This window comes from Flavobacterium sp. ALD4 (assembly GCF_002836475.1).
In the GTDB taxonomy this organism is placed as follows: Bacteria; Bacteroidota; Bacteroidia; order Flavobacteriales; family Flavobacteriaceae; genus Flavobacterium.
In genome coordinates this window covers 13,630-38,274 of record NZ_PJBJ01000022.1, presented here as the reverse complement: position 1 = coordinate 38,274, position 24,645 = coordinate 13,630, and the positions used below count along the sequence as shown (strand labels likewise).

General features: G+C 35.5%; 21 protein-coding genes. 11 read left to right on the top strand and 10 right to left on the bottom strand.

The window, feature by feature from the left end:
- Positions 1-69: 69 nt before the first annotated feature.
- Positions 70-1,257, bottom strand: a complete 1,188-nt coding sequence (mnmA, locus tag CXF59_RS00325; protein WP_101135742.1) for a tRNA 2-thiouridine(34) synthase MnmA — start codon at positions 1,255-1,257, stop codon at positions 70-72.
- A 75-nt stretch (positions 1,258-1,332) separates the two neighbouring features.
- Positions 1,333-2,043, bottom strand: coding sequence for a toxin-antitoxin system YwqK family antitoxin (locus CXF59_RS00320; RefSeq protein ID WP_101135741.1), 711 nt, complete (start codon positions 2,041-2,043; stop codon positions 1,333-1,335).
- Between the two features lie 458 nt (positions 2,044-2,501).
- Between CXF59_RS00320 and CXF59_RS00315 the strand changes: the two genes are divergently transcribed.
- Positions 2,502-3,473: a fasciclin domain-containing protein gene (locus CXF59_RS00315; protein ID WP_101135740.1), complete on the top strand. Its 972-nt coding sequence runs from the start codon at positions 2,502-2,504 to the stop codon at positions 3,471-3,473.
- Between the two features lie 239 nt (positions 3,474-3,712).
- Positions 3,713-3,970: a fasciclin domain-containing protein gene (locus CXF59_RS15620; protein WP_157824503.1), complete on the top strand. Its 258-nt coding sequence runs from the start codon at positions 3,713-3,715 to the stop codon at positions 3,968-3,970.
- 69 nt (positions 3,971-4,039) lie between these two features.
- Here CXF59_RS15620 and yidC read toward each other — a convergent pair whose 3' ends face one another.
- From yidC to guaA, 5 genes are all read right to left on the bottom strand, one after another.
- Complete coding sequence (yidC, locus tag CXF59_RS00310) at positions 4,040-5,944, bottom strand: membrane protein insertase YidC (protein WP_101135739.1); 1,905 nt, start codon at positions 5,942-5,944, stop codon at positions 4,040-4,042.
- 85 nt (positions 5,945-6,029) lie between these two features.
- Complete coding sequence (locus tag CXF59_RS00305) at positions 6,030-7,643, bottom strand: CTP synthase (protein WP_101135738.1); 1,614 nt, start codon at positions 7,641-7,643, stop codon at positions 6,030-6,032.
- A gap of 153 nt (positions 7,644-7,796) precedes the next feature.
- A complete protein-coding gene (locus tag CXF59_RS00300; RefSeq protein WP_101135737.1) occupies positions 7,797-8,030 on the bottom strand; it encodes a DUF3820 family protein in 234 nt (77 codons plus the stop codon).
- A gap of 322 nt (positions 8,031-8,352) precedes the next feature.
- On the bottom strand, positions 8,353-10,335 hold the full coding sequence (locus CXF59_RS00295) for a LysM peptidoglycan-binding domain-containing protein (RefSeq protein ID WP_369828516.1): 1,983 nt from the start codon (positions 10,333-10,335) through the stop codon (positions 8,353-8,355).
- 131 nt (positions 10,336-10,466) lie between these two features.
- The gene (gene guaA, locus CXF59_RS00290) at positions 10,467-11,996 is read right to left on the bottom strand and encodes a glutamine-hydrolyzing GMP synthase (protein ID WP_101135735.1); all 1,530 of its coding nucleotides are present in this window, start codon (positions 11,994-11,996) and stop codon (positions 10,467-10,469) included.
- A 343-nt stretch (positions 11,997-12,339) separates the two neighbouring features.
- Between guaA and CXF59_RS00285 the strand changes: the two genes are divergently transcribed.
- Positions 12,340-12,867, top strand: coding sequence for a hypothetical protein (locus CXF59_RS00285; RefSeq protein ID WP_101135734.1), 528 nt, complete (start codon positions 12,340-12,342; stop codon positions 12,865-12,867).
- 16 nt (positions 12,868-12,883) lie between these two features.
- Here CXF59_RS00285 and CXF59_RS00280 read toward each other — a convergent pair whose 3' ends face one another.
- On the bottom strand, positions 12,884-13,585 hold the full coding sequence (locus tag CXF59_RS00280) for a hypothetical protein (protein WP_232758538.1): 702 nt from the start codon (positions 13,583-13,585) through the stop codon (positions 12,884-12,886).
- A gap of 167 nt (positions 13,586-13,752) precedes the next feature.
- A complete protein-coding gene (locus CXF59_RS00275) occupies positions 13,753-14,349 on the bottom strand; it encodes a hypothetical protein (protein WP_101135732.1) in 597 nt (198 codons plus the stop codon).
- A 260-nt stretch (positions 14,350-14,609) separates the two neighbouring features.
- Between CXF59_RS00275 and CXF59_RS00270 the strand changes: the two genes are divergently transcribed.
- From CXF59_RS00270 to CXF59_RS00245, 6 genes are all read left to right on the top strand, one after another.
- Positions 14,610-15,020 carry a RidA family protein gene (locus CXF59_RS00270; RefSeq protein ID WP_101135731.1) on the top strand — a complete coding sequence of 137 codons (411 nt, stop codon included), beginning with the start codon at positions 14,610-14,612 and terminating at the stop codon, positions 15,018-15,020.
- Between the two features lie 44 nt (positions 15,021-15,064).
- The gene (locus CXF59_RS00265) at positions 15,065-16,321 is read left to right on the top strand and encodes a voltage-gated chloride channel family protein (RefSeq protein ID WP_101135730.1); all 1,257 of its coding nucleotides are present in this window, start codon (positions 15,065-15,067) and stop codon (positions 16,319-16,321) included.
- Positions 16,322-16,389: 68 nt separating this feature from the next.
- Positions 16,390-17,397: a bifunctional oligoribonuclease/PAP phosphatase NrnA gene (locus CXF59_RS00260; protein ID WP_101135729.1), complete on the top strand. Its 1,008-nt coding sequence runs from the start codon at positions 16,390-16,392 to the stop codon at positions 17,395-17,397.
- Between the two features lie 6 nt (positions 17,398-17,403).
- Positions 17,404-18,096 carry a gliding motility-associated peptidyl-prolyl isomerase GldI gene (gldI, locus tag CXF59_RS00255; RefSeq protein WP_101135728.1) on the top strand — a complete coding sequence of 231 codons (693 nt, stop codon included), beginning with the start codon at positions 17,404-17,406 and terminating at the stop codon, positions 18,094-18,096.
- Between the two features lie 19 nt (positions 18,097-18,115).
- Positions 18,116-19,240, top strand: coding sequence for a peptidylprolyl isomerase (locus CXF59_RS00250; RefSeq protein ID WP_101135727.1), 1,125 nt, complete (start codon positions 18,116-18,118; stop codon positions 19,238-19,240).
- A gap of 41 nt (positions 19,241-19,281) precedes the next feature.
- The gene (locus CXF59_RS00245) at positions 19,282-20,493 is read left to right on the top strand and encodes a peptidylprolyl isomerase (RefSeq protein ID WP_101135726.1); all 1,212 of its coding nucleotides are present in this window, start codon (positions 19,282-19,284) and stop codon (positions 20,491-20,493) included.
- 87 nt (positions 20,494-20,580) lie between these two features.
- On the opposite strand, the gene CXF59_RS00240 is transcribed toward CXF59_RS00245, so the two are convergent.
- Complete coding sequence (locus tag CXF59_RS00240) at positions 20,581-21,021, bottom strand: hypothetical protein (protein WP_101135725.1); 441 nt, start codon at positions 21,019-21,021, stop codon at positions 20,581-20,583.
- A gap of 324 nt (positions 21,022-21,345) precedes the next feature.
- Between CXF59_RS00240 and CXF59_RS00235 the strand changes: the two genes are divergently transcribed.
- Both CXF59_RS00235 and CXF59_RS00230 read left to right on the top strand, forming a co-directional pair.
- On the top strand, positions 21,346-22,476 hold the full coding sequence (locus CXF59_RS00235) for a Rieske 2Fe-2S domain-containing protein (RefSeq protein WP_101135724.1): 1,131 nt from the start codon (positions 21,346-21,348) through the stop codon (positions 22,474-22,476).
- A 176-nt stretch (positions 22,477-22,652) separates the two neighbouring features.
- Positions 22,653-24,542, top strand: a complete 1,890-nt coding sequence (locus CXF59_RS00230; protein WP_101135723.1) for a cation-translocating P-type ATPase — start codon at positions 22,653-22,655, stop codon at positions 24,540-24,542.
- The last annotated feature ends 103 nt before the right edge of the window (positions 24,543-24,645 follow it).

The following is a 24,645-nucleotide window of genomic DNA, read 5'->3' as shown; positions in this document are numbered from 1 at the left end:
ACTCATAAAATGAATGCATGAATTAAGCGAACAGGTGTTTTGCAATTTATTTATAAATAAAGCACTAATCTAAGAAATAACTCCCGAACCAACTAATTCATCTTCCATATACCAGGCAACAAACTGCCCTTCTGTGATAGCTGATTGCGGTTCCCGGAAAGACACATACATTCCGTTTTCAAACTGATGTAAAGTAGCTGCTTGCAACGGCTGTCTGTAGCGTATTCTTGCCATAACGTCCATTTCTTCACCGTTAGCCAAGGTCATATCGGTACGAATCCAGTGCACTTCTGATTTTTCTATAAATAAGCCCGTTCTAAACAATCCCGGATGTTGACTGCTCAAACCGGTATAGATTGTATTAGTCTCTACATTAGTGGCAATAATGAACAACGGATCCTTATTTCCTCCCACATTCAGTCCTTTACGTTGACCTATCGTGAAATAATGAGCCCCTTGATGCTTTCCTACCACTTTCCCCATATCTGGAGTATATGCTATTTTTTTCGACGCTAATGACAATAATTCTTCGTTAGACAGTCCCTCTTGCTCTTCAACGGCGTATATAGAATCGTTTTTATCAATTTGGATAATCTCCCCTTCTTTTGGTTGCAATTTCTGCTGTAAAAATTCCGGTAAACGAACCTTACCTATAAAACATAAACCTTGAGAATCTTTCTTTTCGGCAGTCACTAATTCCATTTGAGCAGCAATTTCGCGTACTTCAGGCTTGGTTAATTCACCTATCGGAAATAAAGATTTAGATAATTGCTCTTGCGACAATTGGCAAAGAAAATAAGATTGATCTTTATTATTATCAGCACCGGCAAGTAATTGGTACACCGTTTTGCCATTGACTTCGAGTTCACTTTTTTTACAATAATGACCTGTAGCTACATAATCTGCCCCCAAGCTTAAAGCAATTTTCATAAAAACGTCAAATTTTATTTCGCGATTACAAAGTACATCTGGATTCGGAGTACGTCCTTTCTCATATTCATTGAACATGTAATCCACGATCTTCTCCTTATACTCTTCACTTAAATCAACTGTTTGAAAAGGAATACCCAATTTCTCAGCAACTAACAATGCATCATTACTGTCTTCCAACCATGGGCAATCGTTTGAAATAGTAACTGAATCGTCGTGCCAATTTTTCATAAAAAGACCTATCACTTCATATCCCTGTTGCTGCAGCAAATACGCGGCAACGCTTGAATCCACACCTCCAGAAAGTCCTACTACAACTCGCTTCATTTTATTCTCTTTATTAATTTTTACAAGACTGCAAAGTTACAATGTTTTTATCACAAGAACTGTTCAGGGATACACTTAATTGCCCTTGAATTTCAATGCATTTCCGGAAGTACTCATGTTAATTTCTTCGACTGGTTTTCCAATCGCGAAAAATTGCCAAATCCCCGATTTCTTCCCGTGTAAAAACTCTCCCTTTGAAACTACGTTGCCTTGCGGATCTTTAAAAGCGGCTGGTCCATTATATTCGTTATCCTTATAAGTCGATTCTTCTAGTACAGTTCCGTTATCGGAAAAACTTTTATAGACACCTTCTTTTACATTGTTCCTATAATTGGTTTCTTCAGCAATTTTACCGCTGGGGTAATAAACAGACCGCACACCTTCTAACTTCCCATTCTTGTAATTTTCGACAGTCATAACGGTTTTCGAAGCCTGATGATAATACTTCCATTGCCCGTCAAACAACTTATTACTTACCTTCCCCTCGCTTACCTTGTTTTTTGCCTGATCATAAAAAACAGTATAGGCTGAGTTGTCTGTGGAATTAAACTCTCTGGTCGCTATTATCGATTTTGCCTTCGTGTCATCATAAAAATTGAAAACTCCAACTTCTTTTCCATGTTCGAAAGTTCCCTCATACCTGGGTCTTTTGGAATCTTGGTAAAACCCTCTCCAAACTCCATTTTTTTTACCTTTTTCATCACTCTTATTATAACCTGTCTGAGCGATTATGATATGACACGAGAACATTAAAAATAGAAGGAAACAAAATTTATAATCTTTCATTGTATTGTATAATTTAAGGCTATTATTATGAAACAAAATTACCGCTTTTATCTGTAAACGATTTTACTATTTATTTTATTATTTCTCAATCCTTATTAAAACCCCTAAATAACATTTGAATAAATCCAACTATTCATCAAGCTGTTTTCATCCCACTACTTCTCATTTTTATGATCAAATGACATATGCACTAAAAAAGAAAACTTTGATGACACTAGAAGAAATCCTACTAAAACAGCTTTAACATTTGTTTCACATTTGATAAATAAAAAAATTAACAACAAAACATATATAACTGATTATCAACGTACTAATAAGTCAATTACCCTAATCTATGAAAGATAAACATTTTAAAAAAAAATCATAAATTTATGTTTTGTTTATTATTTTTAAATAAAAATTTAACAAAAACTTTAAAAATTTACCTAATTTAGAAAAAACAATTAAACATAAAAATCATGAAAACATTATTGAAAACGAAAATTTTTACTTTGCTTGTCATTTTATTTATCTTTGCAACCTCCTGTAGTGATGATGACAATAACACTACTGCTCCTCCTGTAGACAATACGATCACAGGAATCGCATTAAAAACAGCTGACTTGAGTATTTTGGTTCAAGCATTGACAAAAGCCGAGCTGGCAGTTACTTTACAAGGAAGCGGACCGTTTACTGTATTCGCACCGACCAATGCAGCATTTACAGCTTTCCTTTCATCAGAAGGATACCCCTCCTTAGATGATGTTCCAAAAGCTGCTTTAATGCAAATTTTACTGAACCACGTTGTTAGCGGTTCTGTAAAATCTACCGACTTAACAACTACTTACATCAAAACTTTGGCCAAAGGAAGCGCTTCGACCGCAAACCCCTTAAGTATGTTTGTAAACACAGCTGGGGGTAAGGTAATGCTTAATGGTGTTGCAACAGTTACAAATGCTGACATCATGGCTTCTAATGGTGTTATACATCTAGTCGATAACGTTATAGGTTTACCAACTATTGTAACTCATGCTACTGCCAATCCTAATTTCACTTCTTTAGTTGGTGCTTTAACAGGAGAAGGTCAACCGGATTTTGTAACCATTTTATCAGGAGAAAAACCATTTTTTACCGTATTTGCTCCGACTAACGATGCTTTTACTGCTTTAAATACGGAGTTAGCACCTGGAGGAATCGAGAGCGTTTCTGCCGCTAATTTGACAAAGGTCTTACAATACCATGTGGTCTCCGGAAATATTCTAGCTGCAAGTTTAACAGAAGGTCAAGTTGTTCCTACGCTACAAACTCCTCAAACCTTTAAAGTTCTATTGACAGGGGTTCCCAAGATTGAAGATGCAAATGCTAGAATAGCAACTATCACTGCAACTGATGTACAATGTTCTAATGGAGTCATTCATGTTCTAGACAAAGTACTACTACCTACTTTTTAAAAAATAATTTATTAAAAACAGAAAAGCTCCCAGTTATGGGAGCTTTTTTTTATGAAGCAGAAACAGTTATTTCTTTTAATGATTTGCTTTTCTGAGTCTCATACTATTCCATAACTTTTTGAAATTTACGTTGGAGTTGACCTTGTTACTGTGACTCTTATTACTTGCTCTTTTGAATTTTAGTCTAATAACATAACCCTCAATAGTATAATTCTAATACAAAGTCAACCTCTACAGCAATCGAAAGTATTTCTAACGACAATCCCACAAAAGTTTTACAACACCACCTGGCGCCAAAAGATATTCTCCCATATAATTTAACAAAGGGTCAAATCGTCGCTACGCTACAAACTACCCAAAACTTTAAAATTCTATTGATAAGGCGAACCAAAATTGCAAATAAAAAAACCAGAAAAGCAACAATAACTGCAACTCGTGTACAATATTTCAATGGAGTCATTCCTGTTCTGGGCAAAGTCGCACTACCAACTTTTTAAAAAACGTAATTTACTAAAAACAAAAAAAGCCCCCAAATTGGGAGCTTTTTTTTTATGAAGTAGCAATTACTATTTCTTTTTATCTTTCGCTTTTTGAGCCTCAGCTTGTTCCATAACTTCTTGAAGTTTACGTTGGAATTTACCTTGTTTCTTAGGCTCTTTTTTCTTATTCTCTTGAATTTGAGCATGGATCTTATCACTGTCAATAATATAATTTTTAATGACAAGCATAATTCCAATTGTAATTGTATTAGATATAAAATAATACAAACTCAATCCAGAAGCGTAACTATTAAAGAAAAACAACATCATCAATGGTGAAACATAAATCATTATTTTCATCATTTTTGCCATATCTGGCATCCCTTCCTGCGTAGGAGCAGCCATTTGTTGATCTCCTGTCGTCATTTTCATATAAAAGAAAATAGCAATTGAGGCCAGAATAGGAAATAAACTAATATGACTCCCGTATAACGGAACATGAAACGGTAACTCGTAAATGGAGTCAAATGAAGATAAATCATCTGCCCAAAGGAATCCTTTTTGTCTCAAACCTATTGCAGAAGGAAAGAATTGAAATAAAGCATAAAAAATAGGGGCCTGCATTAGTCCCGGTATACAACCTGCCATAGGATTCACGCCCGCTTTATTATAAAGCTTCATTGTTTCCTGTTGCTTTTTCATCGCATCCTTTTTGAACTTTTCACCTAACTCATTAATTTCCGGTCTCAATACTTTCATTTTTGCTTGTGACAAAAATGATTTATAAGTAATAGGAGACATCGCTAATTTAATTAATACAGTAAACAATATAATAGCCCAACCATGTTGAATAAACGAACTTAAAAAACCATACATAGGTATAAACGCATGACGGTTTATCCATCCAAAAATACCCCAACCTAAAGCAACGATATCTTCTAAGTTCTTGTCATACGTTTTCAACAAGGCGTAATCCGTTGGACCGTAATACCAATTCATTTTTTGATCAATCTCCCCGTTTTTGAATGCTAAAGGAATAACCGCTTTAAATTGTTTTGTAAAAATCGTATCCGTTGCCTCATCCTTAACTAAATTGTTTGAAAATATTTCCGCTTTTGCGAATGGTACGTCTGTCAATAAAATGGAAGCAAAAAAGTGTTGCTTATAAGCAATATAAGATACGTCGTTAACAATGTCAGCCTCGTCCTGCCCAAGCCCTAAATAATTACTTTTCCCATCCTCATGCTCGTAATAAAGCTCAGAATAACGATTTTCATAGCTCGTACTCTTCTCGTTAGTGTACGTTTTTAAATTCCATTCAAGATTTAATGGTTTTGATGAATTTAAAACCTTATTTAAACCTTGAGAATGAATATCAAAATCAAGCATATAATCATCTGCCTTCAAAACATACTTATATTCTAAATACTCGTTTGCACCCGCTTTTAATCGCATGGTAAGCACCTCATCAGAACCTGCTTTTGTTAAATTAGGTTCAAAAAATAAATCTTTCGTATTTAAAGTACGGTTGTCGCTTGTAAGCAACTGTACATTCAACATAGCATTGCTATCTCTAATCAACTTTACTAATTCTCCAGATCCTTTTTTAAATCTTTGGAAATCTTTTAATGTAGCTTCAACAATATACCCCCCTTTATTAGCAATTTTTAATTTAACTAATTTATTTTCGATAGTCGTAAAGCCTTCTTTAGCAGATGGTAATGTAGCGGAATAAGCAAAATCTCCAAGTTTTTGAGTCAATTGCGCTAATTGTGTAGAATCTCCAGTGGTGGCAACAGCAACTGTGGCTTCAGCAACCACTTTGTCATTCAATTCTTTCGCTTTCGCTTCCTGAACCACCATTTCCTTTTGCGCTTTCTCGGCTGCAATTACTACCGGATCTGGTTGGTTTTGATACATTATCCACAGCAATATCCCAAAAATCAATACAAAGCCAATTATCGAATTCGGGTCAAATTTCTTCTGTTCCATTATACTAAAAATTATTTATGTTTCATTGTTTATCGCTTTCCGACAAACAAAAATTAGATTTCATTATCTTTTTGATATACTGAAATTATTTCTTTTTTGCTTTTACAGCAGCGGCTACAAAATTCACAAAAATAGGATGTGGGTTTGCAACGGTACTTTTATATTCCGGATGGTATTGTACTCCGATGAAAAAAGGATGATCTTCCAATTCCACGATTTCAACCAGCCCTGTATCTGGATTCACTCCTGATGCTTTCAATCCTGCATTTTGCAACTCATCAACATAAGCACTATTGTACTCATAACGATGACGGTGGCGTTCAGAAATAGTCGACTCTCCGTATATTTTATAGGCTAATGAATCTGGCTTAAGGTCACATTTCCACGCGCCAAGACGCATTGTCCCCCCTTTATCAGTTATATTCTTTTGTTCTTCCATTAAACCAACGACCGGGTGTTCAGTATGCTCATTCATTTCTGTCGAATTGGCATCAGCATACCCTAAAACATTTCTGGAGTATTCGATAACCGCCATTTGCATTCCTAAACAAATTCCGAAAAAAGGAACTTTATTTTCACGTGCATAACGAACTGCTTCTATCTTCCCTTCAATTCCTCTTTCTCCAAAACCTGGGGCAACAAGTATACCGTCAAGGTTTTTTAATTTCGCTTCAATATTTGAAGCGTCAATATACTCAGAATGAATTGAAATTATATTTACCTTAGTCTCATTTGAAGCTCCTGCGTGAATAAAAGCTTCTAAAATTGATTTATAACAATCTTGCATTTCTACATACTTGCCAATCAAACCAATACTTATAGAATGTTTTGGGTTTTTTATTCTACGTAAAAAAGTATTCCAATTTTTCAAATCTGGAGCGGCTTTTTTAGGCAAGTCTAATTTCTTCAAAGCAACAACATCAAGACCTTCTTCCAACATTAAATTAGGTACTTCATAAATAGTTGCGGCATCAATAGACTGAATTACTGCTTCTCTTTTTACATTACAAAACAAGGCTAATTTATTGCGAATTTCATCTGAAATTTCATGCTCTGTTCTACAAACTAAAATATCAGCTTTAATTCCGCTTTCCATTAAAGTTTTCACTGAATGCTGTGTAGGTTTTGTTTTTAATTCACCAGCAGCAGCTAAGTAAGGCACTAAAGTTAAATGTATGACAATAGCATTATGCTCTCCTAAATCCCAAACTAATTGACGAACAGATTCTATATAAGGCAACGATTCAATATCCCCTACTGTTCCTCCAATTTCAGTTATAACAATATCAAAATCACCTGAATTACCAAGCAATTGCATTCTGTCTTTTATTTCATTAGTGATATGAGGCACGACTTGCACGGTTTTCCCCAGAAACTCCCCTCTTCTTTCTTTTTCAATAACCGAAAGATAAATTCTTCCTGTAGTAACATTATTTGCTTGAGAAGTAGGAACATTTAAGAAACGTTCGTAATGACCTAAATCTAAATCAGTTTCAGCGCCATCATCAGTCACGTAACATTCCCCATGTTCATATGGGTTTAAAGTACCTGGATCAACATTTAAATAGGGGTCGAACTTTTGGATAGTCGTTCGATATCCTCGTGCTTGTAACAATTTTGCCAAAGATGCTGCGATTATACCTTTCCCTAAAGAAGAAGTCACACCGCCAGTAACAAAAATATATTTCGTTTGATTCATTCTGTTGTTGTTTGTATTGTAGTTGTGTCAAAAACTTGGCAAAAATACGATTATAAATCGAGAATATGCTAATTTGAAAATGAGATAATTCGGAAAATTGACAATTGCTTAACACAACCCATTTCAAGAAAAAAACCTCACTAATATCTTAAATTAGTGAGGTTTAGGATATCTTTTTTTGATATTCCATATCAATTCTTCCAGTCCATTCAATTTTAACTCATATATAAGTTTTAACTGGTCGCCTAATTCTCCCTTTGGAAACCCTTTGTTATTATACCATACCACATAGTATTCCGGCAAATCAATTAAGAATTTCCCTTCGTACTTACCAAAAGGCATTTTAGTGTGGGCAAGTTTTATAAGTTGTTGTTGATTTTTATCCATTAAGAAAGAAGTGAGAGGTGAGAGGTGAGAGGTGTGAGATTAGAGGTTAGATAATGTAATAAAGAATAAATAACATCCTAAATTCGTCAAGAAAAAAAAACAGTTCTACTTAGTTTTTCATTCTAACCGCCCATTTCTAAACTCTCTATTATTTAATTTATTTCCAGTTATAATAATTCTTTTTCGATTTCAGTGTTTAAACTTAACAAAACAGGACAAGTCTTCGCTGTTTTTTTCACTGGAGCATTCAAAATAATTAGATCCTGATACAACTGTAACGATGACGTTATTAAACCTCTTAATCAGTTTAGCCTTGAGGTAATTAGTTCGCTTCTTTGATGATCAAATCCGTATCGTAATACATTATAAAAACGCCTTTGTTTGTGTACCCGCCATCTTGTTTTTTATAGTATTCAAATTTATTTTCTACCTGTTTTGTTGCTGCTGAATTCACCGTTTCTTCAAAACTTTTATTTTGCACCAATCGCATCATCGTATCAAAAGTCATGTCAAAACCACGTGTAGCATAATCACTAGGAAAAACATTATTTGTTTTTCTATATTTTTTTTCAAAAATCGCTTCTTCAGGAGAGACGTAATCACTGGTAACCGAAGGATACATCAATTTTAATTTCGCAAGATTCAAAAATTTAATTTCATCTGTGTCCAACGTTTCATTCGGCTCTAAAATCACTAACTGTACTTGATAAACTGGCATAGAGCTCAACATAGTCTCCATAGTGGTTTTTATCATCCAGGTATTCCCAGTTTCCATTACTACATAATTTATTCTATCTTTCACCAACATGCTTTTCAGACTTTCCGCTGACAAACTTCCATTTTCCTTGAAAGCCACAAACCGCACATCCTTTTGGCCTTGTTTTATGTATTGTACAATAGACTCTTTCTTCTTGTCCACTACAGCTATGATATTGCCACTCTTTGATCGCATATAGTCGAACATAGCATTTTTAATCGCTTCGTTTGTAGGTATGGTTTGGTATAAGTTAGCGTAAGGATTTCCGATATCTTTCGATAATGGAGAAATAACAGGCACATTATTCACACTCAGTAGCCGTGCAGCTATTTCTGCATTACTTTGATAAAACGGGCCAATTATGGCGTTGGCATTTTCAAGATTTTTATTTTGAATTATCGCAGCGACATCAGAACTGTTTTTAGTTTCACGGGAGTCATAAATTTCGACATCGATAGGAAAACCTAAAGTTCTAGCTGAATCAATAGCTATTAAAGCTCCCGCATAAAAATCTAAAGTCATATTTAAAAACTTATCTTTTTTCAAACGGGCAAAAGTAGAATTTATGGTATCCCCTTCAACAGCAGCTATATTAAAAGGTAAAAGTAACGCAATTCTTTTACGGGATCCGTAGGTGATTTTTTTAGACAAAGACTTATATTCTTTTTTATCTTCAATTGAAACCGGAGTTTTAGAAGGAATTCTCAACACCATCCCAATTTCAACTCCGCTATTAAGCTCCGGATTAAGCGTGATAATCTCTTCTTGTGTCGTGTCAAACATTTTTGACAGACTGTATAGCGTTTCTTTAGGTTTTACTTCATAAGAAACATAATCAACCACCGCAATGGCCGTTTTAAGGTTTTGTTTCTCCTTTTCGTCTTTTACCTCTGCTTTATTAGTTGTGCTTCCTGTTACTTTTTCTACTACTTTTTCTGCTTTTAGATCCGTACCCTTAATTATCAATCTGAATCCAATGGGTAAACTACTAACCACTGCTGGATTGCGTTTTTCTAATTCCTGAATAGAAATTCCATGTTTTTTAGCAATAGAATATTTAGTTTCCTTTTCAAGTACATCATGAAAAATGATTTTATCTTGGTGTACAACCGTATTTTTCGGGACATCTTTCGGTACATTTTTTGACGGGATAGTGATAATCTGTCCAATTTGCAATCCTTCTTCTTCAAGAAACGGATTAGCTCTTTTCAAATCTTCATCAGAAACCCCGTATTCCTTTTCGAGTCCGTACAAAGTTTCTTTTGCAATCACTACATGAGATTGCGACTGCCCATTTGTTTCAGTCTGTGTACTTGGAATTTTCGCACCTGCTTTATTTGGGATCAGTAAAATACTATTTGGCTTAAGCCCTCTTTGTACATCAGGGTTTAATTGATAAATATCGTAAGGGGTAACGGTATACTTTTGTGCTATTTGATTGATTGTTTCTCCCTTCTCTACTTTATGTGTTATTATTTTTTCCTGTGAAAAAACGTTTGAGGTAAATAGGAAAAGGGTAATGTAAATTGCAAAAAAATACTTCATCATAGTATGTGTATAAATTATTGGTTCAAAGATAACAAAAACGGTACCAAATTTTAATTAAAAAAAATTGGTACCGTTTATCTAACGAATATTAAAAACAATTATTCGCAACAAGGAATAAAAAAAATTATACCCTATTCCCATTCAATTGTTGCAGGCGGTTTTGAACTAATGTCATATACCACCCTATTAACTCCTTTTACTTTATTGATAATATCATTTGACACTTTCATTAAGAAATCATATGGTAAATGTACCCAGTCTGCAGTCATACCATCGGTAGATTCTACAGCACGTAGCGCAACTACTTTTTCATAAGTACGCTCATCACCCATTACCCCTACACTATTTACAGGAAGAAGGATTGCTCCGGCTTGCCATACTTTGTCGTACAATCCCCAAGATTTTAATCCATCGATAAAAACAGCATCTACATCTTGTAAAATACTAACTTTTTCTGGTGTGATATCTCCTAAGATTCTAATGGACAATCCAGGTCCCGGAAAAGGATGTCTTCCTAATAATTCAGCATCAATTCCTAATGAAGCCCCTACTCTACGAACTTCATCTTTAAAAAGCATACGAAGTGGCTCTACAATTTTCAATTTCATATAATCAGGTAAACCACCTACATTATGATGTGATTTTATTGTAGCTGAAGGTCCTTTTACAGAAACCGATTCAATTACATCAGGATATATTGTTCCTTGTGCCAACCATTTTACGTCTTCAATTAAATGAGATTCATCATCAAAAACCTCTATAAATACTCTACCGATAATTTTACGTTTTGTTTCAGGATCACTTACGCCGGCAAGTTCTGACAAGAAGCGATCCCCCGCATCTACTCCTTTAACGTTTAAACCCATTCCTTTGTATTGATCCAGTACACTTTGGTATTCGTTTTTACGAAGTAAACCATTATTAACAAAAACGCAGTATAGATTTTTACCGATAGCTTGGTGTAATAAAACCGCTGCCACAGTAGAATCTACTCCACCAGAAAGTCCAAGAACTACCTTATCATCCTGCAATTTCTCTTTCAGTTCAGCAACCATATCTTCTACGAAAGCATTTGGAGTGAAATTTTGAGGAACCTCAGCAATTTTTACCAAGAAATTTTCCAGCATTTTTGACCCGTCAGTAGAGTGAAAAACTTCTGGATGGTACTGAATAGCATATGTTGTTTCGCCCTCAATTTTGTAAGCTGCAAATTCGACATCATGGGTACTGGCAAGCTTTACACCATTTGTTGGTAAGGCTTTTATGCTGTCGCTATGACTCATCCAAACTTGGCTATTCTCTGAAACACCTTCAAAGAAAACTTCATTCTCTTTAATATAAGATAAGTTAGCTCGACCATATTCTCTCGTATTTGAAGCCGCTACTTCCCCACCACTAAAATGAGCTAAGTATTGTGCTCCATAACATACGGCGAGCATAGGCAATTTGCCTCTAATTTGGGATAAATCTGGATGCGGCGCATCTTCTCCTCTAACAGAAAAGGGGCTTCCTCCAAGAATTACGGCTTTATAACTTGATAAATCACTCGGGAAATGATTGTATGGGAAAATTTCGCAGAATATATTTAATTCGCGAACTCTACGCGCAATAAGCTGTGTATATTGCGATCCGAAATCTAAAATAAGTACGTTGTGTTGCATGCGCAAAAATACTTTTTATATTCGGGATTGAAAAATTGAATTTTGAAAAATTGCAATATATTTTTCCGGTACAGCTATTAAGTGTGAAAAAGTGAAGAAAACAGGCAAACTGACATGATACAAGACTTTGAATGCAGGCTACACTGTTTTTATATAACCTAAGAAATTACTGTATAATTCAACGCAAATCAATCTAAAAATAAAGAATCTAATTATTTAAAAACAGAATACTTACAAAAAAAATACAATCAAAAAATCCAACAATAGACACAAGTCTGTTTAATAACGTATTACTTATACTTTATTAAGTACTTTTGTAAATCATTAATTTAAAAAAAATATTTTGAAGAAATATATTTATACAACCATCGCTACTTTAAGTCTTTTTATCGTTTCCTGTAGTGTAGTAGACCAATTACTGACATTTACAATTTCCAATCAGACTACTTTTACAATTCCAAGCGGATTACCTGTTGGTATAGCCGTTCCCTTTGTAACACCAGATATCACTACCAATTCCAGCGCTGAATTTGAGAATAACAACACGAAGGCTAACTTAGTAAAAGACGTGAGATTAAAAGAGTTGACAGTAACAATAAGTGACCCTGCCAACGAAACTTTCAGTTTTTTAAAATCAATTCATCTTTATATTTCAACAGATGCGAACGACGAAATTGAATTAGCTTACAAAGACGATATAAATTCCACTTCAAACATTTTAACACTTATAACTACTGCTGAGAAACTGGATAAGTACATCAAAGCTCCTTCCTTTAAATTGCGAGCTGAAGCTGTGATTAAAGAAACTATAACGCAAGACATTACCGTGAAAGGAGATATGAAGTTCAGAGTTACAGCTGATCCTTTTTAGCTCGTACAAGGCAACTTTATTCTTTTATAAATGTAAATTTAGATTTGACTCCTGTGTCAAAATTATTCCACAAGTCAGACAGCAACAACTTTCCTTCAGTATCATAAATATAAAAAGCGCCTGTGTTTCCTCCAAGTGCCCCGCGGTTTAGAGCCTCTAACTCTAAATAATTAAGTCCCTCTTGAAGCTCTATTTTGATGTCTTTATAATTTGTATCCAAGTATAAATTATTTACTAAAACAGTACCCTTATAATTATGTATAATGGTAGCTTTGATTAAATCGCCATCAATTGCACCATAATCTCGTACTCGAATCATTAAAGATTTTGACTTTGTTCGGATGATTCCAAAATCCAAGTCTTTGATATTTAAATACGATGTATCCTCTTTTAATCCATTTTTTACTAATGATTTTTCAATACTCTTATTCATTTTATCCATCACTTCATCCCCTGGATTAATAAAATCATTGGTTTGAATCATGGAAATAGGGTCAGGATCACCAATTTTAAAATTAGTACTCTGAAATTTGACTTCAGGCTTTTTTAAAATATTAGGAGCTATAATATCTGGTGGCGCAACCGGTGCGGGAATTGCTTTTTTAGTTTTAATGCCTGTATCCAAAGGAGGTATTGCTTTAAACTTAGAACTAAACTCCATTTGAGAATAGCCGTTTATTGCAAAACACGTCATAATAACCAATAATATATGCTTCATGTTACACCTCTTTGTTTTTAAATACTCTAAATATCGAGTCGCGACAAATATACCAAGCTTTCTAATTAGAAAACAAAACCTCAAACTAACATTAAAAAAAAATTAACCTTATCTAATTGAAAAACATCCCACATTTAGAGTTCAATCAGTCTTATTAAAAAATACATCTACTGCTTGTCTATAATTATTGTAGCCTTGTACCCAATTCCTATATTCCATTGACTCGAAGAAATCATCTTACCATTATCGTCATAAACTTCAAATTCTGCCGTATTGGGTGCGGCAAAACCTTCATTTAACGCTTCAAAATCAATTATATTAACCCCTTTTTCCAGATTTATTTCAAATCCTTTAAAGTCCCCATCCAATACCACCTCATACTCTACGACCTTATAATTTACATAAATCCTAATTTTATCCCCATCAACATAGGCTCCATCGCGATATCTTACGTTTGCAATTTTAGAACTAGTTTTAAAAACACCTAAATCCTGGTTTTTTTTATAAACTTCTGATGCAATGATATCATCATTTTTGGGCACTTTAAAATTGTTTTCTGGGATAGGATCAGCAACATAAGGTTTCACTTTAGGAGGCCCTGGTACCTGTGCTATTACTTCTTTAATTTTTAAAGGCTTAATTTTCGGAGGAACTGCTTTAAACTTATCGTCAAATTTATCCTGAGAATAACTGTTGGAAATTATTCCAAATGTCAAAATAAAAAGGAAAATTCGCTTTATACCGTTTGTATATTTATTGATCATTTATGCAATTTTTTTTAAAAATAAAAAACCAATATTATAAAAACATAACAATGGCGTACTTTAACTTACTCTTATAACTTTAAATTGTCAAAAATAGTATGTTTCAGTGTATCAAATATGCTAAAACCCATCTATCAAAATCGAATTTATATGCAAAAATCAATGTTTTTTATTTTATTACCTTTAAAAGTTGCAAAAAATGTACCAAACTTTATAACAAAATTAAATTCTAATAGAAATAAACTAAAAAATGTATCATCATGAAAAGAGAAAACATATTAACAGGTTCGCCTTGGGAAGATAAAATGGGCTATTGTCGCGCTGTGCGTATTGGCAATATTATCGAAGTTTCTGGAACGGTGGCTATCGTGGATGGAGCAAAAGTAAAAGCTGACGATGCTTACTCTCAAACATTTAATATTCTAGAGAGAGTAGAAAAAGTACTTGAAGATTTAAACGCGAGCATGAAAGACGTCATTCGTACCCGAATTTTCACTACAAATATCAATAACTTTGAGGCCGTTGCTAAGGCGCATACTGCATTTTTTAAAGATATAAAACCTACTACCGGTTTCTATGAAATCAGTAAATTGATAGCTCCTGAATATCTTGTGGAAATTGAATTTACAGCTGTACTTCCTGAAAAACAAAATATTTCGAAAGGATTGTAATACTTTAGCCAAAAATTGCTTGGGCAATTCCACTATTGAAACGAATGAATTCAGAAAAAATAAAAAAAATTACAGCAAGCTCTCTTAAATGGCTTTTCATTTGTGTTTTGATTGGCTTTTTGTCTGGCTCGGCCTCCGCCTTTTTATTAGCGGCTTTAGAATGGGCAGCACAATACAGAGGGCAACACAACTGGGTCATTTGGCTGTTGCCAATTGGGGGATTACTTATTGGATTAGGATATCATTATTATGGCAAAGAAGTCGTAAAAGGCAATAATTTATTACTGGAAGAATACGAAAATCCACAAAAGACGATTCCTTTAAAAATGGCTCCGTTAGTGCTTATCGGTACGATAATTACCCATTTATTTGGTGGATCAGTCGGTCGTGAAGGAACTGCAGTACAGATGGGTGGAGCAATAGCCGATCAATTTACTGGGCTTTTCAAACTCGATAATTCAGACAGAAAAACACTAATCATTTTAGGAATCAGTGCTGGATTTGCTTCCGTTTTCGGGACACCGTTAGCAGGGGCTTTATTTGCGTTAGAGGTACTGTATTTTAGTAAAATTAGTTATAAGAGTATTATTTTGTCCTTTCTGGTAGCCTTTATCGCTTACTATACAGTCGAGTTATGGGAAGTAAAACACACCCACTATGCCATTCCTATCGTCCCTTCCTTCACTTTAACGCTATTGCTCTGGATAATTCCTATTAGTGTTCTATTTGGCCTAGCAGCGATGCTTTTTTCCAGAAGCACCCATTATTGGGGTAGTTTATTTTCGAAAACAATACCATATCCTCCACTGCGTCCTTTTGTGGGAGGGATTATATTTGCATCCGCTATGTATTTCATCGGAACCACAAAATACTTGGGCTTAGGAGTTCCTATTATTGTCGAATCCTTTTCTAACCCAAGTGAATATTATGACTTTTTACTCAAAATATTGTTTACTGGATTTACCTTAGGTGCAGGTTTTAAAGGCGGTGAAGTCACCCCTCTCTTTTTTATTGGCGCCACATTGGGAAGCGCCTTATCGATTTTTGTCCCATTACCTATTGCGCTTTTAGCAGGAATGGGATTTGTGGCTGTTTTTTCAGGGGCCACTCATACGCCTGTCGCCTGCACGATTATGGGCATGGAACTCTTTGGAATGGAAAGCGGATTATTTATCGGAATTGCCTGTTTTATAGCTTATTTGGCATCGGGATCGGTAGGTATTTACCACTCACAAATTATAAAAGGAGCTAAATATCATTTGTATCAAAAATTTAAAAGAAGAAAACTGGACAATTTTTGATCTACAAAACAACGTTAATTCCTTAAATGATTTAAACATTACATTAAAAAAATGTAAATTCGCATACTATGAAAACACAAGACATTCAAGCGATACAGTTGTTATTAGCAACACCAAAAAAAATTGCAATTATTCCACATAGAGGTCCTGACGGGGATGCTATGGGTTCTACCTTAGGATTATACCACTTTTTATTAAAAAATAATCATGAACCTATCGTGATTGCTCCAAATGAATTTCCGGATTTCCTAGCTTGGCTTCCAGGCTCAGAGACCGTTAAAATATTCGAACAAGACAAAGAAAACTGCACTGAAATACTCGAAGCGGCCGATCTAATTTTTACTTTAGATTTCAATGCTTTGCACCGTGTAGGTGGCGGAATGGAAGCTGTTTTATCTGAGATGAAAGCGCCATTTATCATGATTGACCACCATCAAAAACCGGATGATTATGCCGCTTACACATATTCGGACACCTCTTTTGGGTCGACTTGCGAAATGTTATACAACTTCATTTCTTTTCTTGGTAAAAAAGAAGACATCGACAAGACAATCGGAACCTGCATCTATACTGGAATTCTAACTGATTCCGGTTCTTTCCGATTCCCGGGAACCACCGGAAACACGCATAGAATCGTTGCCGAATTAATTGATTTAGGTGTTGAAAACACTAAAATACCCACTTTGCTTTTTGAAAACAGTTCGTACAGCCGATTGCAACTATTGGGCAGAGCACTTCAAAACTTGAAAGTAATTTTAAAACATCAAACAACCTATACTACGCTAACTCAAGATGAATTGAATACCTTTGATTATGTTAAGGGAGATACTGAAGGCATCGTAAATTATGGTTTAAGTATAAAAGGAATTGTATTTACAGCCATTTTTATCGAAAATAAAGACGAAAAAATAATCAAAATATCCTTTCGTTCACAAGGTGACTTTGATGTCAATCAATTCGCAAGAGATCATTTTCACGGCGGTGGACATCGCAATGCCGCTGGTGGAAAGTCAGAAGTATCGATGGAAGAAACAGTACGCAAATTTGAGGATTTAGTAACAAAACTAACGATATAACACATCATGAAATTTAATCCTATTATTGTAATTGCCTTATTTTTATCACTTATGGTTTCCAGTTGTAAACAGCATCAGGAAGCCCGAAGACCTATTTCACAAACGTCGGGAAGTTTCATGAAAAAATCAGTGGAAAGAAATAAAAAATTAGTGGCTGGCGAAGAAGATCAGATAAAAAAACTGATGAAAAGTAATCCAGGGTTGGATTATATGTCTTCTTCAAAAGGCTATTGGTATTCCTATGAAAGTGAAAATGAAGTAGACACCCTGACTCCAAAAAAAGGAGATGTGGTTTTCTTTGACTATGAAATAAAAGACCTTGGCGGTGCTATCATCTACTCGGAATTAGAATTACGACCGCAAATTTATTATGTCGACAAACAAGACATCATGATGGGATTAAGAGACGGTATCAAACTAATGCATAAAAATGAAAAAGTGAACTTTCTTTTTCCGTCGCACATGGGATTTGGTTATCATGGTGACAATAAAAGAATTGGCCACAACCAACCCTTGATTTGCACCGTTACATTACGTGATTTTATGTCGGAAGCGGTCTATAAAAAACAAATGGATCCAACATCAATTCCTGATGTATCAGCCATGAAAACAGCAATACAAGCCCCTAAAGAGCAAGTGCAGAGTCCAATAAAAAAAACAAGATCAACCCCAACACAACCAAAAGACACTTTAAAGTAGTAAGCTAACCAATATCGTTATGAAAAAAAAGATCCTATTCGTATTACTCGCAATTACAACATTATACTCTTGTAACGAGGAAAACAGCAACCTCCCAGATGGTTTATTTGCCAAAATAACAACTAGCAAAGGAGATATAATCGTAGCTTTAGATTATAACAAAGCACCTATAACGGTCGCCAACTTTATTACTTTAGCAGAAGGTAAAAATGATTTTGTCACTAATGACAACCTTAAGGGACGCCCTTTTTATGATGGACTGCGATTTCACCGAGTAATCAAAGACTTCATGATACAAACAGGAGATCCATTAGGCACAGGATCGGGCGATGCTGGATATAAATTTAAAGATGAATTTACCGATTTACGTTTTGATGCAGGTGGCGTTTTAGCAATGGCAAATAATGGTCCTGCAACTAACAGTAGTCAATTTTTTATTACACATGTTGCTACTCCATGGTTAGACGGTAAGCATACTATTTTTGGCCACGTAGTCGATAAAGGAATCGATGTCGTAAATCTGATTGAGCAAAACGATTACGTTAATAAAGTAACTATTATCCGAAAAGGAGAAGCAGCAAAAAAGTTTAATGCTACAAAAACTTTCTACGATTATTTCTCTGTGGAATCTGAAAATCAAAAGAAAAAACTAGCTATTGAAGAACAGAGTAAAAAAAAGTACGACGAGAAGTATAAGGATGTCCGTCAAGACAAGATGAAATATTTTAACGCCCTGCAAAGAAAGGCAACAAAAACATCTACCGGCCTTAAATACGTTATCACTAAAAAAGGGGGTGGCAAAAAACCGGCCAAAGGAGCTGCATTATTCATCCATTATGCAGGTTTTCTAGAAGATGGACATCTATTTGATACAAGTATAGAAAACGTCGCTCAAACTTATGGCAAATTTGATCCTGCTAGAGCAGCTCAAAATGGATACCAACCCATTCCATTTCAGTCTGGAAAAAAAGATGGCATGATTCCTGGTTTCATCGAAGGATTAGAAAAACTATCTTTTGGTGATAAGGCCATTTTATTCATACCCTCTCACTTAGCTTATGGTGCAGGTGGTGCGGGAGATGTAATTCCTCCTAATACCAATATTGTGTTTGAAATAGAATTGTTAGAATCAGCACCTCAATAGTCAAATAGCTTTATATAAATTAGTCCTTAAATAAATATAAAATGAAAATGAAACTTTTATTTTTAGTATGCATTGGAATGCTCAATGTACAAGCTCAGACTGCAAAAAAAGTAGTACTGCAGACCAAGGCCTCACCCAATAAAACTGCAGTAAAAACTCCAGTTATCGATGGCATTTTTGTCACTTTTACCACAACTAAAGGAGACATAACCGCCCAATTAGAGTACGAAAAAACACCCGTTACCGTTGCTAATTTCATTGCCTTAGCTGAAGGAAAAAACACATTTGTAACTGACGAAAAACTAAAAGCAAAACCTTTTTTTGATGGTTTAAAATTTCATCGTGTGATCCCGAACTTCATGATTCAAGGAGGTGATCCTTCAGGAAGTGGTTCTGCCGGTACCGGCTATTCTTTCAGAGATGAATTTACTGACCTAAAGTTTAACCAAGCTGGTATTTTGGCTATGGCCAACTCTGGTCCCGCTACCAATTCAAGTCAATTTTTTATAACTCATAAAGACACACCATGGTTAAACGGAAAACATACCATTTTTGGTCATGTAACTGAGGGTATGAATGTCGTGAATACTATAGCTCAAGATGATGTTATAAAAAAGGTAACTATTACGCGAAAAGGTACTTTGGCTAAAAAGTTTGATGCTCCAAAAGTATTCTCTGATTATTTTCTTAATAAAATGGAAGATGCTAAAAGACAAGCATTTATCGATGCTGAAAACAAAGCGAAAGAAACGGCACTAGAAGCAGAAAGTAAAAAAGCATCTATAGAAAAATATGCGCCAGTAGTTGCTACAAAAAAAGCTTATTTTGCCACTATAAAAGCCACTTCAACTACAACTTCTTCTGGACTGACTTACAAAATAGTCCAAAAAGGAACAGGTATCAAACCCCTTGATGGCAGTACTTTTTATTTTCATTACGCAGGTTATTTTGAAGACGGAAATTTATTTGACAGCAGCTATGAAGACGTAAATAAAACGTATGGTAAATACGATGAAAATAGAGCCGCACAAAACGGATACCAAGCCTTTCCTTTTCAAGCGGGAAAAAAAGACGGTATGATTCCTGGATTTTTAGAGGGATTAAGCCTGATGTCTTATGGAGATAAAGTGGTATTATTCATACCTTCTAATTTAGCTTACGGAGAACGCGGCGCTGGTGGCGTTATACCGCCAAACGCAACCCTGATTTTTGAAATGGAAATGCTCGAAAGACCAACAGGTCCAAAGCAATAAACGAAGCCCTCTAAAGTGACTTTATAATAGAAACCCGATACATTAAAAAATGTATCGGGTTTTATATTTATACGAATTCTTCAACTATTATTTGCTCTTAAATTTCCAGTCGAATTCATCTTTTTGATTGATAATTGCACCAACTTCAACTTTTACAACCTCATCAAATTCTGTTTGGAAGATAATCCAATTGTCTTCGTTAAAATAGTTTTCGAAAGTATCAAATTCTTCCTGAGTAAATTTAGCCACTCCTTTTGTAGCCAATTCTTTTTTGACTTCACTGATTTTTCTGTTAACTACTTTATTTCCAAACAAGTCTAAATTTGCATTGGAAGCTACCATATATCCAAGTCTAAAGTCTTCCTCTTTATAGAATGTCAAACGGATTTTGAGTGTGTTGTAGGCAAAAATAACATTGTCATCTTCGTCTTTGTAATTTCTATCCGGCTTACCATAAATAGCGGTAACATCCTTTTGTTTCATCCCGAAAATGAGTTTATCAATTCCGTTCTTTAAGTTTATTTTCATCTGATTCTATTTTAATGCAAAGTTCGCAAAGTTTTTCACAAAGTGCGCTATGTTTTATTTTTTTATCAATTTCAATGTCTTCTTAATATTAGGAATTCTGACTAGACCTGCCGCTTGTAACCATTTTGCAGTTGATTGCTTTTTCGCTATCTTTATGAAGCTGAAAACATTCAGCTTATTATAATCCCCAACATCCAGAAGTCAAAATAGCTTCAACGCCACTTCTAATACAGCTATGACCAATTAACTTCTAAAAGTAGCGCTTGAAGAGTTGGATTGACGTCACAACCCGATTTTTTGTTTCAAACATTAAATTATTCGAAAATGGATTTCATAAAAGTAGCATCGCTTTCTGAACTACCGGAAGGTAGCAGTAAGATAGTGAAAGTAAAAAACTCAAAAGTAGCTCTGTTTCATTTCGACGGAAAAGTCACTGCCATTGGCAATGCCTGTTTACATAAAGGAGGCCCACTTGGTTTAGGCTGTGTTGAGAAAAAACACGGCGGCACTTTTGTTGCCTGTCCGTGGCATGGTTGGGAGTACAATATCGAAACGGGTAAAGCACCGCCGGGATACAAAGACCAGCAGTCTGTCTACGAAATAAAAATAGAGGATGATGTTATTCTAATTAGCGAGGAACCTATCGTTCAATCGATAAAAGCCACACACGATTTAAGTGACTTAGCCGATTTAATTGATCTAAAATACCAGACTACAGGAACTTCTTTAAACATATTAGGCATCTCTACCACTAATATGAATGATAATTTGGCGCGGTTCAGCACATCCGAAAATGCGCTTGAAAAGGCTTTAGCGTATGCTACTGAAAAATATGGTGCAGAAACAAAAATGATTAAACTACGGCAGTTAAACTTTCGGCATTGTGAAGGTTATTATTCTCAACATATGAATGCTTGCACCTGGCCCTGCAGCATTACCGAAATGGATGCCAAAGACGGTATGACACAGGTGTATCGCGACATGGTATTGTGGGCTGATATCGTTCTACTGGCCACTCCTATCAGATGGGGAAATGCTTCGTCCTTGTATTATAAAATGGCAGAACGACTTAACACAGTGCAAAATCAGATCACCTTAAACAAAAATATTTTAATTAAAAACAAGGTAGCTGCTTTTATTATTACTGGCGGTCAAGACAATATCCAATCCGTTGCAGGTCAATTAATGTGGTTTTTTACTGATTTGGGATTTGTATTTCCTCCCTTCAGCTTCGTAGGATGGAGCAGAGGATGGACGGCCGAAGACATGGACAAGAATGTACTTCAATTTAAAAAGAGTGATTATATAAAGCGCACTACCGAAGAAATGATCGATAACTGTATCGAAACTATATCCCAAATAAAAAAGATGAACACCATCAAAATAATCGCACCCAAACCGCACCGACAAGATTCCTTATCTGTGGATATTGAAAATCCGGATATGAATCTATAGCATTAGATAAAAGTACTACGCAAAAAAAATGTTTAAAGAAGCTGTTTTCATAGCTGCTAATTCAGCTGACGAGACTTGATGTCCCCAATACGAAAAAAGACTTCCAGCATACCCATAAAACGGTCTGTTCGGATATTGCGGATTACTAAAATTCAGTTAGGACAAACCATTTATTTATGAAACTCCCCATACAAGATAACAAATTCCTTTTTCTGCTTTCCTCCGTAACAATTGTTATCATTTTAGAAATTTTATCGATTATTGGCTTACACATCCCAATGCCTTATGCCCCGGTTGTTTTCGCAGCTTTTATTATAGGCATTGGCCACGAAGTTTTGCTAAATGGTATTAAAGCCATTTTCAAACTTAAATTCAGCAGCATCAATTTATTGATGACCATTGCTGTTGTTGCTGCGTTTTATTTGGGAGAATACCCGGAAGCAGCCGTCGTGATTGTACTCTATGTTTTGGGTGAACGATTGGAGAATATTGGTCTTGAAAACTCAAAATCAGCATTAGACCAATTAGTAAATATAGCCCCAAAAACCGCTTTTGTCAAATCGAAAAATAAAAATGTTGCCGTAAACAAAGTTGCCGTAGGCACAATCATTCAGGTAAAACCCGGTGAAATGATTCCATTGGACGGAAAAATAATCTCAGGAGCAACCACCGTTGATGAAGCGGCCATTACCGGAGAACCCATCCCAAAAGACAAGCGTCCTGGTGATATTTTATTTGCGGGAACACTCAACAAAGATAGTTTCGTTGAAATGGAAACCACTACCCTTTCCATAGACACCACCTTTGCAAAAATAATTCGCCTGACTTTTGAAGCAGCAGCATCGAGAAGTGATACCCAAAAATTCATTCAGCGTTTTTCACAATTCTATACCCCTACCATAATCGCCATGGCAGTTTTGGTTTTTGCCATACCGGTTTTTATACTGCACCTAGATTTTGATTTATGGCTGAAACAAGCCATTACGCTGCTAGTGATTGCTTGTCCCTGTGCACTTGTAATCTCCACTCCTGTTGCAATGTATGCCGCGATAGGGAATGCTTCCGCAAAAGGAGCTCTGGTGAAAGGAGGGAGATACCTCGAAGCCATGGCTCAAATCAAAGCGATAGCCTTAGACAAAACCAGAACCATCACTTATGGAACTCCAATCGTTTCCGATGTTTTTCCGCTAAATGGAAGCAGCCGTAAACAACTGCTGGCCTGTACTGCAGGAACCGAACTTTTTTCGGAGCATCCCTTGGCGCAAGCCATTGTCACGGCAAGCAGAGCTGAAGGATTCGAACCACACAAAGCAGAAGCTTTTAAAAGCATCATGGGAAAAGGTGCCACTGCAAGATGTTTGATTTGTGAGGACGCAACCGTTTTTGTAGGCAAACTTGAATTCATTCGAGAATATCACGAAGTAAGCGAGGAAGCTGAAAAGATTGTCGCACAATTAGCTTCCCAGGGTAAAACAAGCGTTTTAGTTAGTTTTGGTCAAGGTGTAGCCGGTATTATCGGTTTGACAGACGAAATTAAACCCGATAGTATAGCCGCCGTAAAGCAATTGCAAGCGCTTAATATCGATTTAATAATACTAACTGGGGACAGTGAAAAAGCAGCTCATTATGTTGCCAATACCATCGGTATCAAAAAAGTATATGGAGGTTTACTTCCGGAAAACAAATCGGATAAAATGGCGACTCTTTTAAAAGAATATGGTAGCGTGGCCATGGTTGGTGACGGTATAAACGATGCGCCGGCACTGGCATTGAGTACCGTAGGGATTGCAATGGGAGCAGCCGGAAGCGATACAGCAATTGAAACCGCCAATATTGCCCTGATGAACGACAAGCTTTCCCTCATCCCGTTTCTGATTCGTCTCAGCAAAAAAACATTGCTAAGAATAAAAACTAATACTATAGGAGCCATCGCCGTAAAACTAATTTTTATTGCATTGGCATTTTTGGGATACAGCAATCTGGTTTTCGCTATTGCTGCAGATGTTGGTGTCACTTTGGTTGTCATTTTATTGAGCCTAAACTTGATGAAATTTGAAAACAAGTAAAGGCAAACTACCGTACCCTAATTTTAAAATAATTATATGTCTCGAATGACTTTCCGTTTTTATTGCTAAAAATAAACGCAAGTCTACTAAAAATTACGAACTA

What these genes read in the sequence shown, in the direction of transcription:
- mnmA (WP_101135742.1), bottom strand. Translation starts at nt 1,257, where the DNA reads ATGAAGCGAGTTGTAGTAGGACTTTCTGGAGGTGTGGATTCAAGCGTT.
- CXF59_RS00320 (WP_101135741.1), bottom strand. Translation starts at nt 2,043, where the DNA reads ATGAAAGATTATAAATTTTGTTTCCTTCTATTTTTAATGTTCTCGTGT.
- CXF59_RS00315 (WP_101135740.1), top strand. Translation starts at nt 2,502, where the DNA reads ATGAAAACATTATTGAAAACGAAAATTTTTACTTTGCTTGTCATTTTA.
- yidC (WP_101135739.1), bottom strand. Translation starts at nt 5,944, where the DNA reads ATGGAACAGAAGAAATTTGACCCGAATTCGATAATTGGCTTTGTATTG.
- CXF59_RS00305 (WP_101135738.1), bottom strand. Translation starts at nt 7,643, where the DNA reads ATGAATCAAACGAAATATATTTTTGTTACTGGCGGTGTGACTTCTTCT.
- CXF59_RS00300 (WP_101135737.1), bottom strand. Translation starts at nt 8,030, where the DNA reads ATGGATAAAAATCAACAACAACTTATAAAACTTGCCCACACTAAAATG.
- CXF59_RS00295 (WP_369828516.1), bottom strand. Translation starts at nt 10,335, where the DNA reads ATGATGAAGTATTTTTTTGCAATTTACATTACCCTTTTCCTATTTACC.
- guaA (WP_101135735.1), bottom strand. Translation starts at nt 11,996, where the DNA reads ATGCAACACAACGTACTTATTTTAGATTTCGGATCGCAATATACACAG.
- CXF59_RS00280 (WP_232758538.1), bottom strand. Translation starts at nt 13,585, where the DNA reads ATGAAGCATATATTATTGGTTATTATGACGTGTTTTGCAATAAACGGC.
- CXF59_RS00275 (WP_101135732.1), bottom strand. Translation starts at nt 14,349, where the DNA reads ATGATCAATAAATATACAAACGGTATAAAGCGAATTTTCCTTTTTATT.
- CXF59_RS00270 (WP_101135731.1), top strand. Translation starts at nt 14,610, where the DNA reads ATGAAAAGAGAAAACATATTAACAGGTTCGCCTTGGGAAGATAAAATG.
- CXF59_RS00265 (WP_101135730.1), top strand. Translation starts at nt 15,065, where the DNA reads ATGAATTCAGAAAAAATAAAAAAAATTACAGCAAGCTCTCTTAAATGG.
- CXF59_RS00260 (WP_101135729.1), top strand. Translation starts at nt 16,390, where the DNA reads ATGAAAACACAAGACATTCAAGCGATACAGTTGTTATTAGCAACACCA.
- gldI (WP_101135728.1), top strand. Translation starts at nt 17,404, where the DNA reads ATGAAATTTAATCCTATTATTGTAATTGCCTTATTTTTATCACTTATG.
- CXF59_RS00250 (WP_101135727.1), top strand. Translation starts at nt 18,116, where the DNA reads ATGAAAAAAAAGATCCTATTCGTATTACTCGCAATTACAACATTATAC.
- CXF59_RS00245 (WP_101135726.1), top strand. Translation starts at nt 19,282, where the DNA reads ATGAAAATGAAACTTTTATTTTTAGTATGCATTGGAATGCTCAATGTA.
- CXF59_RS00240 (WP_101135725.1), bottom strand. Translation starts at nt 21,021, where the DNA reads ATGAAAATAAACTTAAAGAACGGAATTGATAAACTCATTTTCGGGATG.
- CXF59_RS00235 (WP_101135724.1), top strand. Translation starts at nt 21,346, where the DNA reads ATGGATTTCATAAAAGTAGCATCGCTTTCTGAACTACCGGAAGGTAGC.
- CXF59_RS00230 (WP_101135723.1), top strand. Translation starts at nt 22,653, where the DNA reads ATGAAACTCCCCATACAAGATAACAAATTCCTTTTTCTGCTTTCCTCC.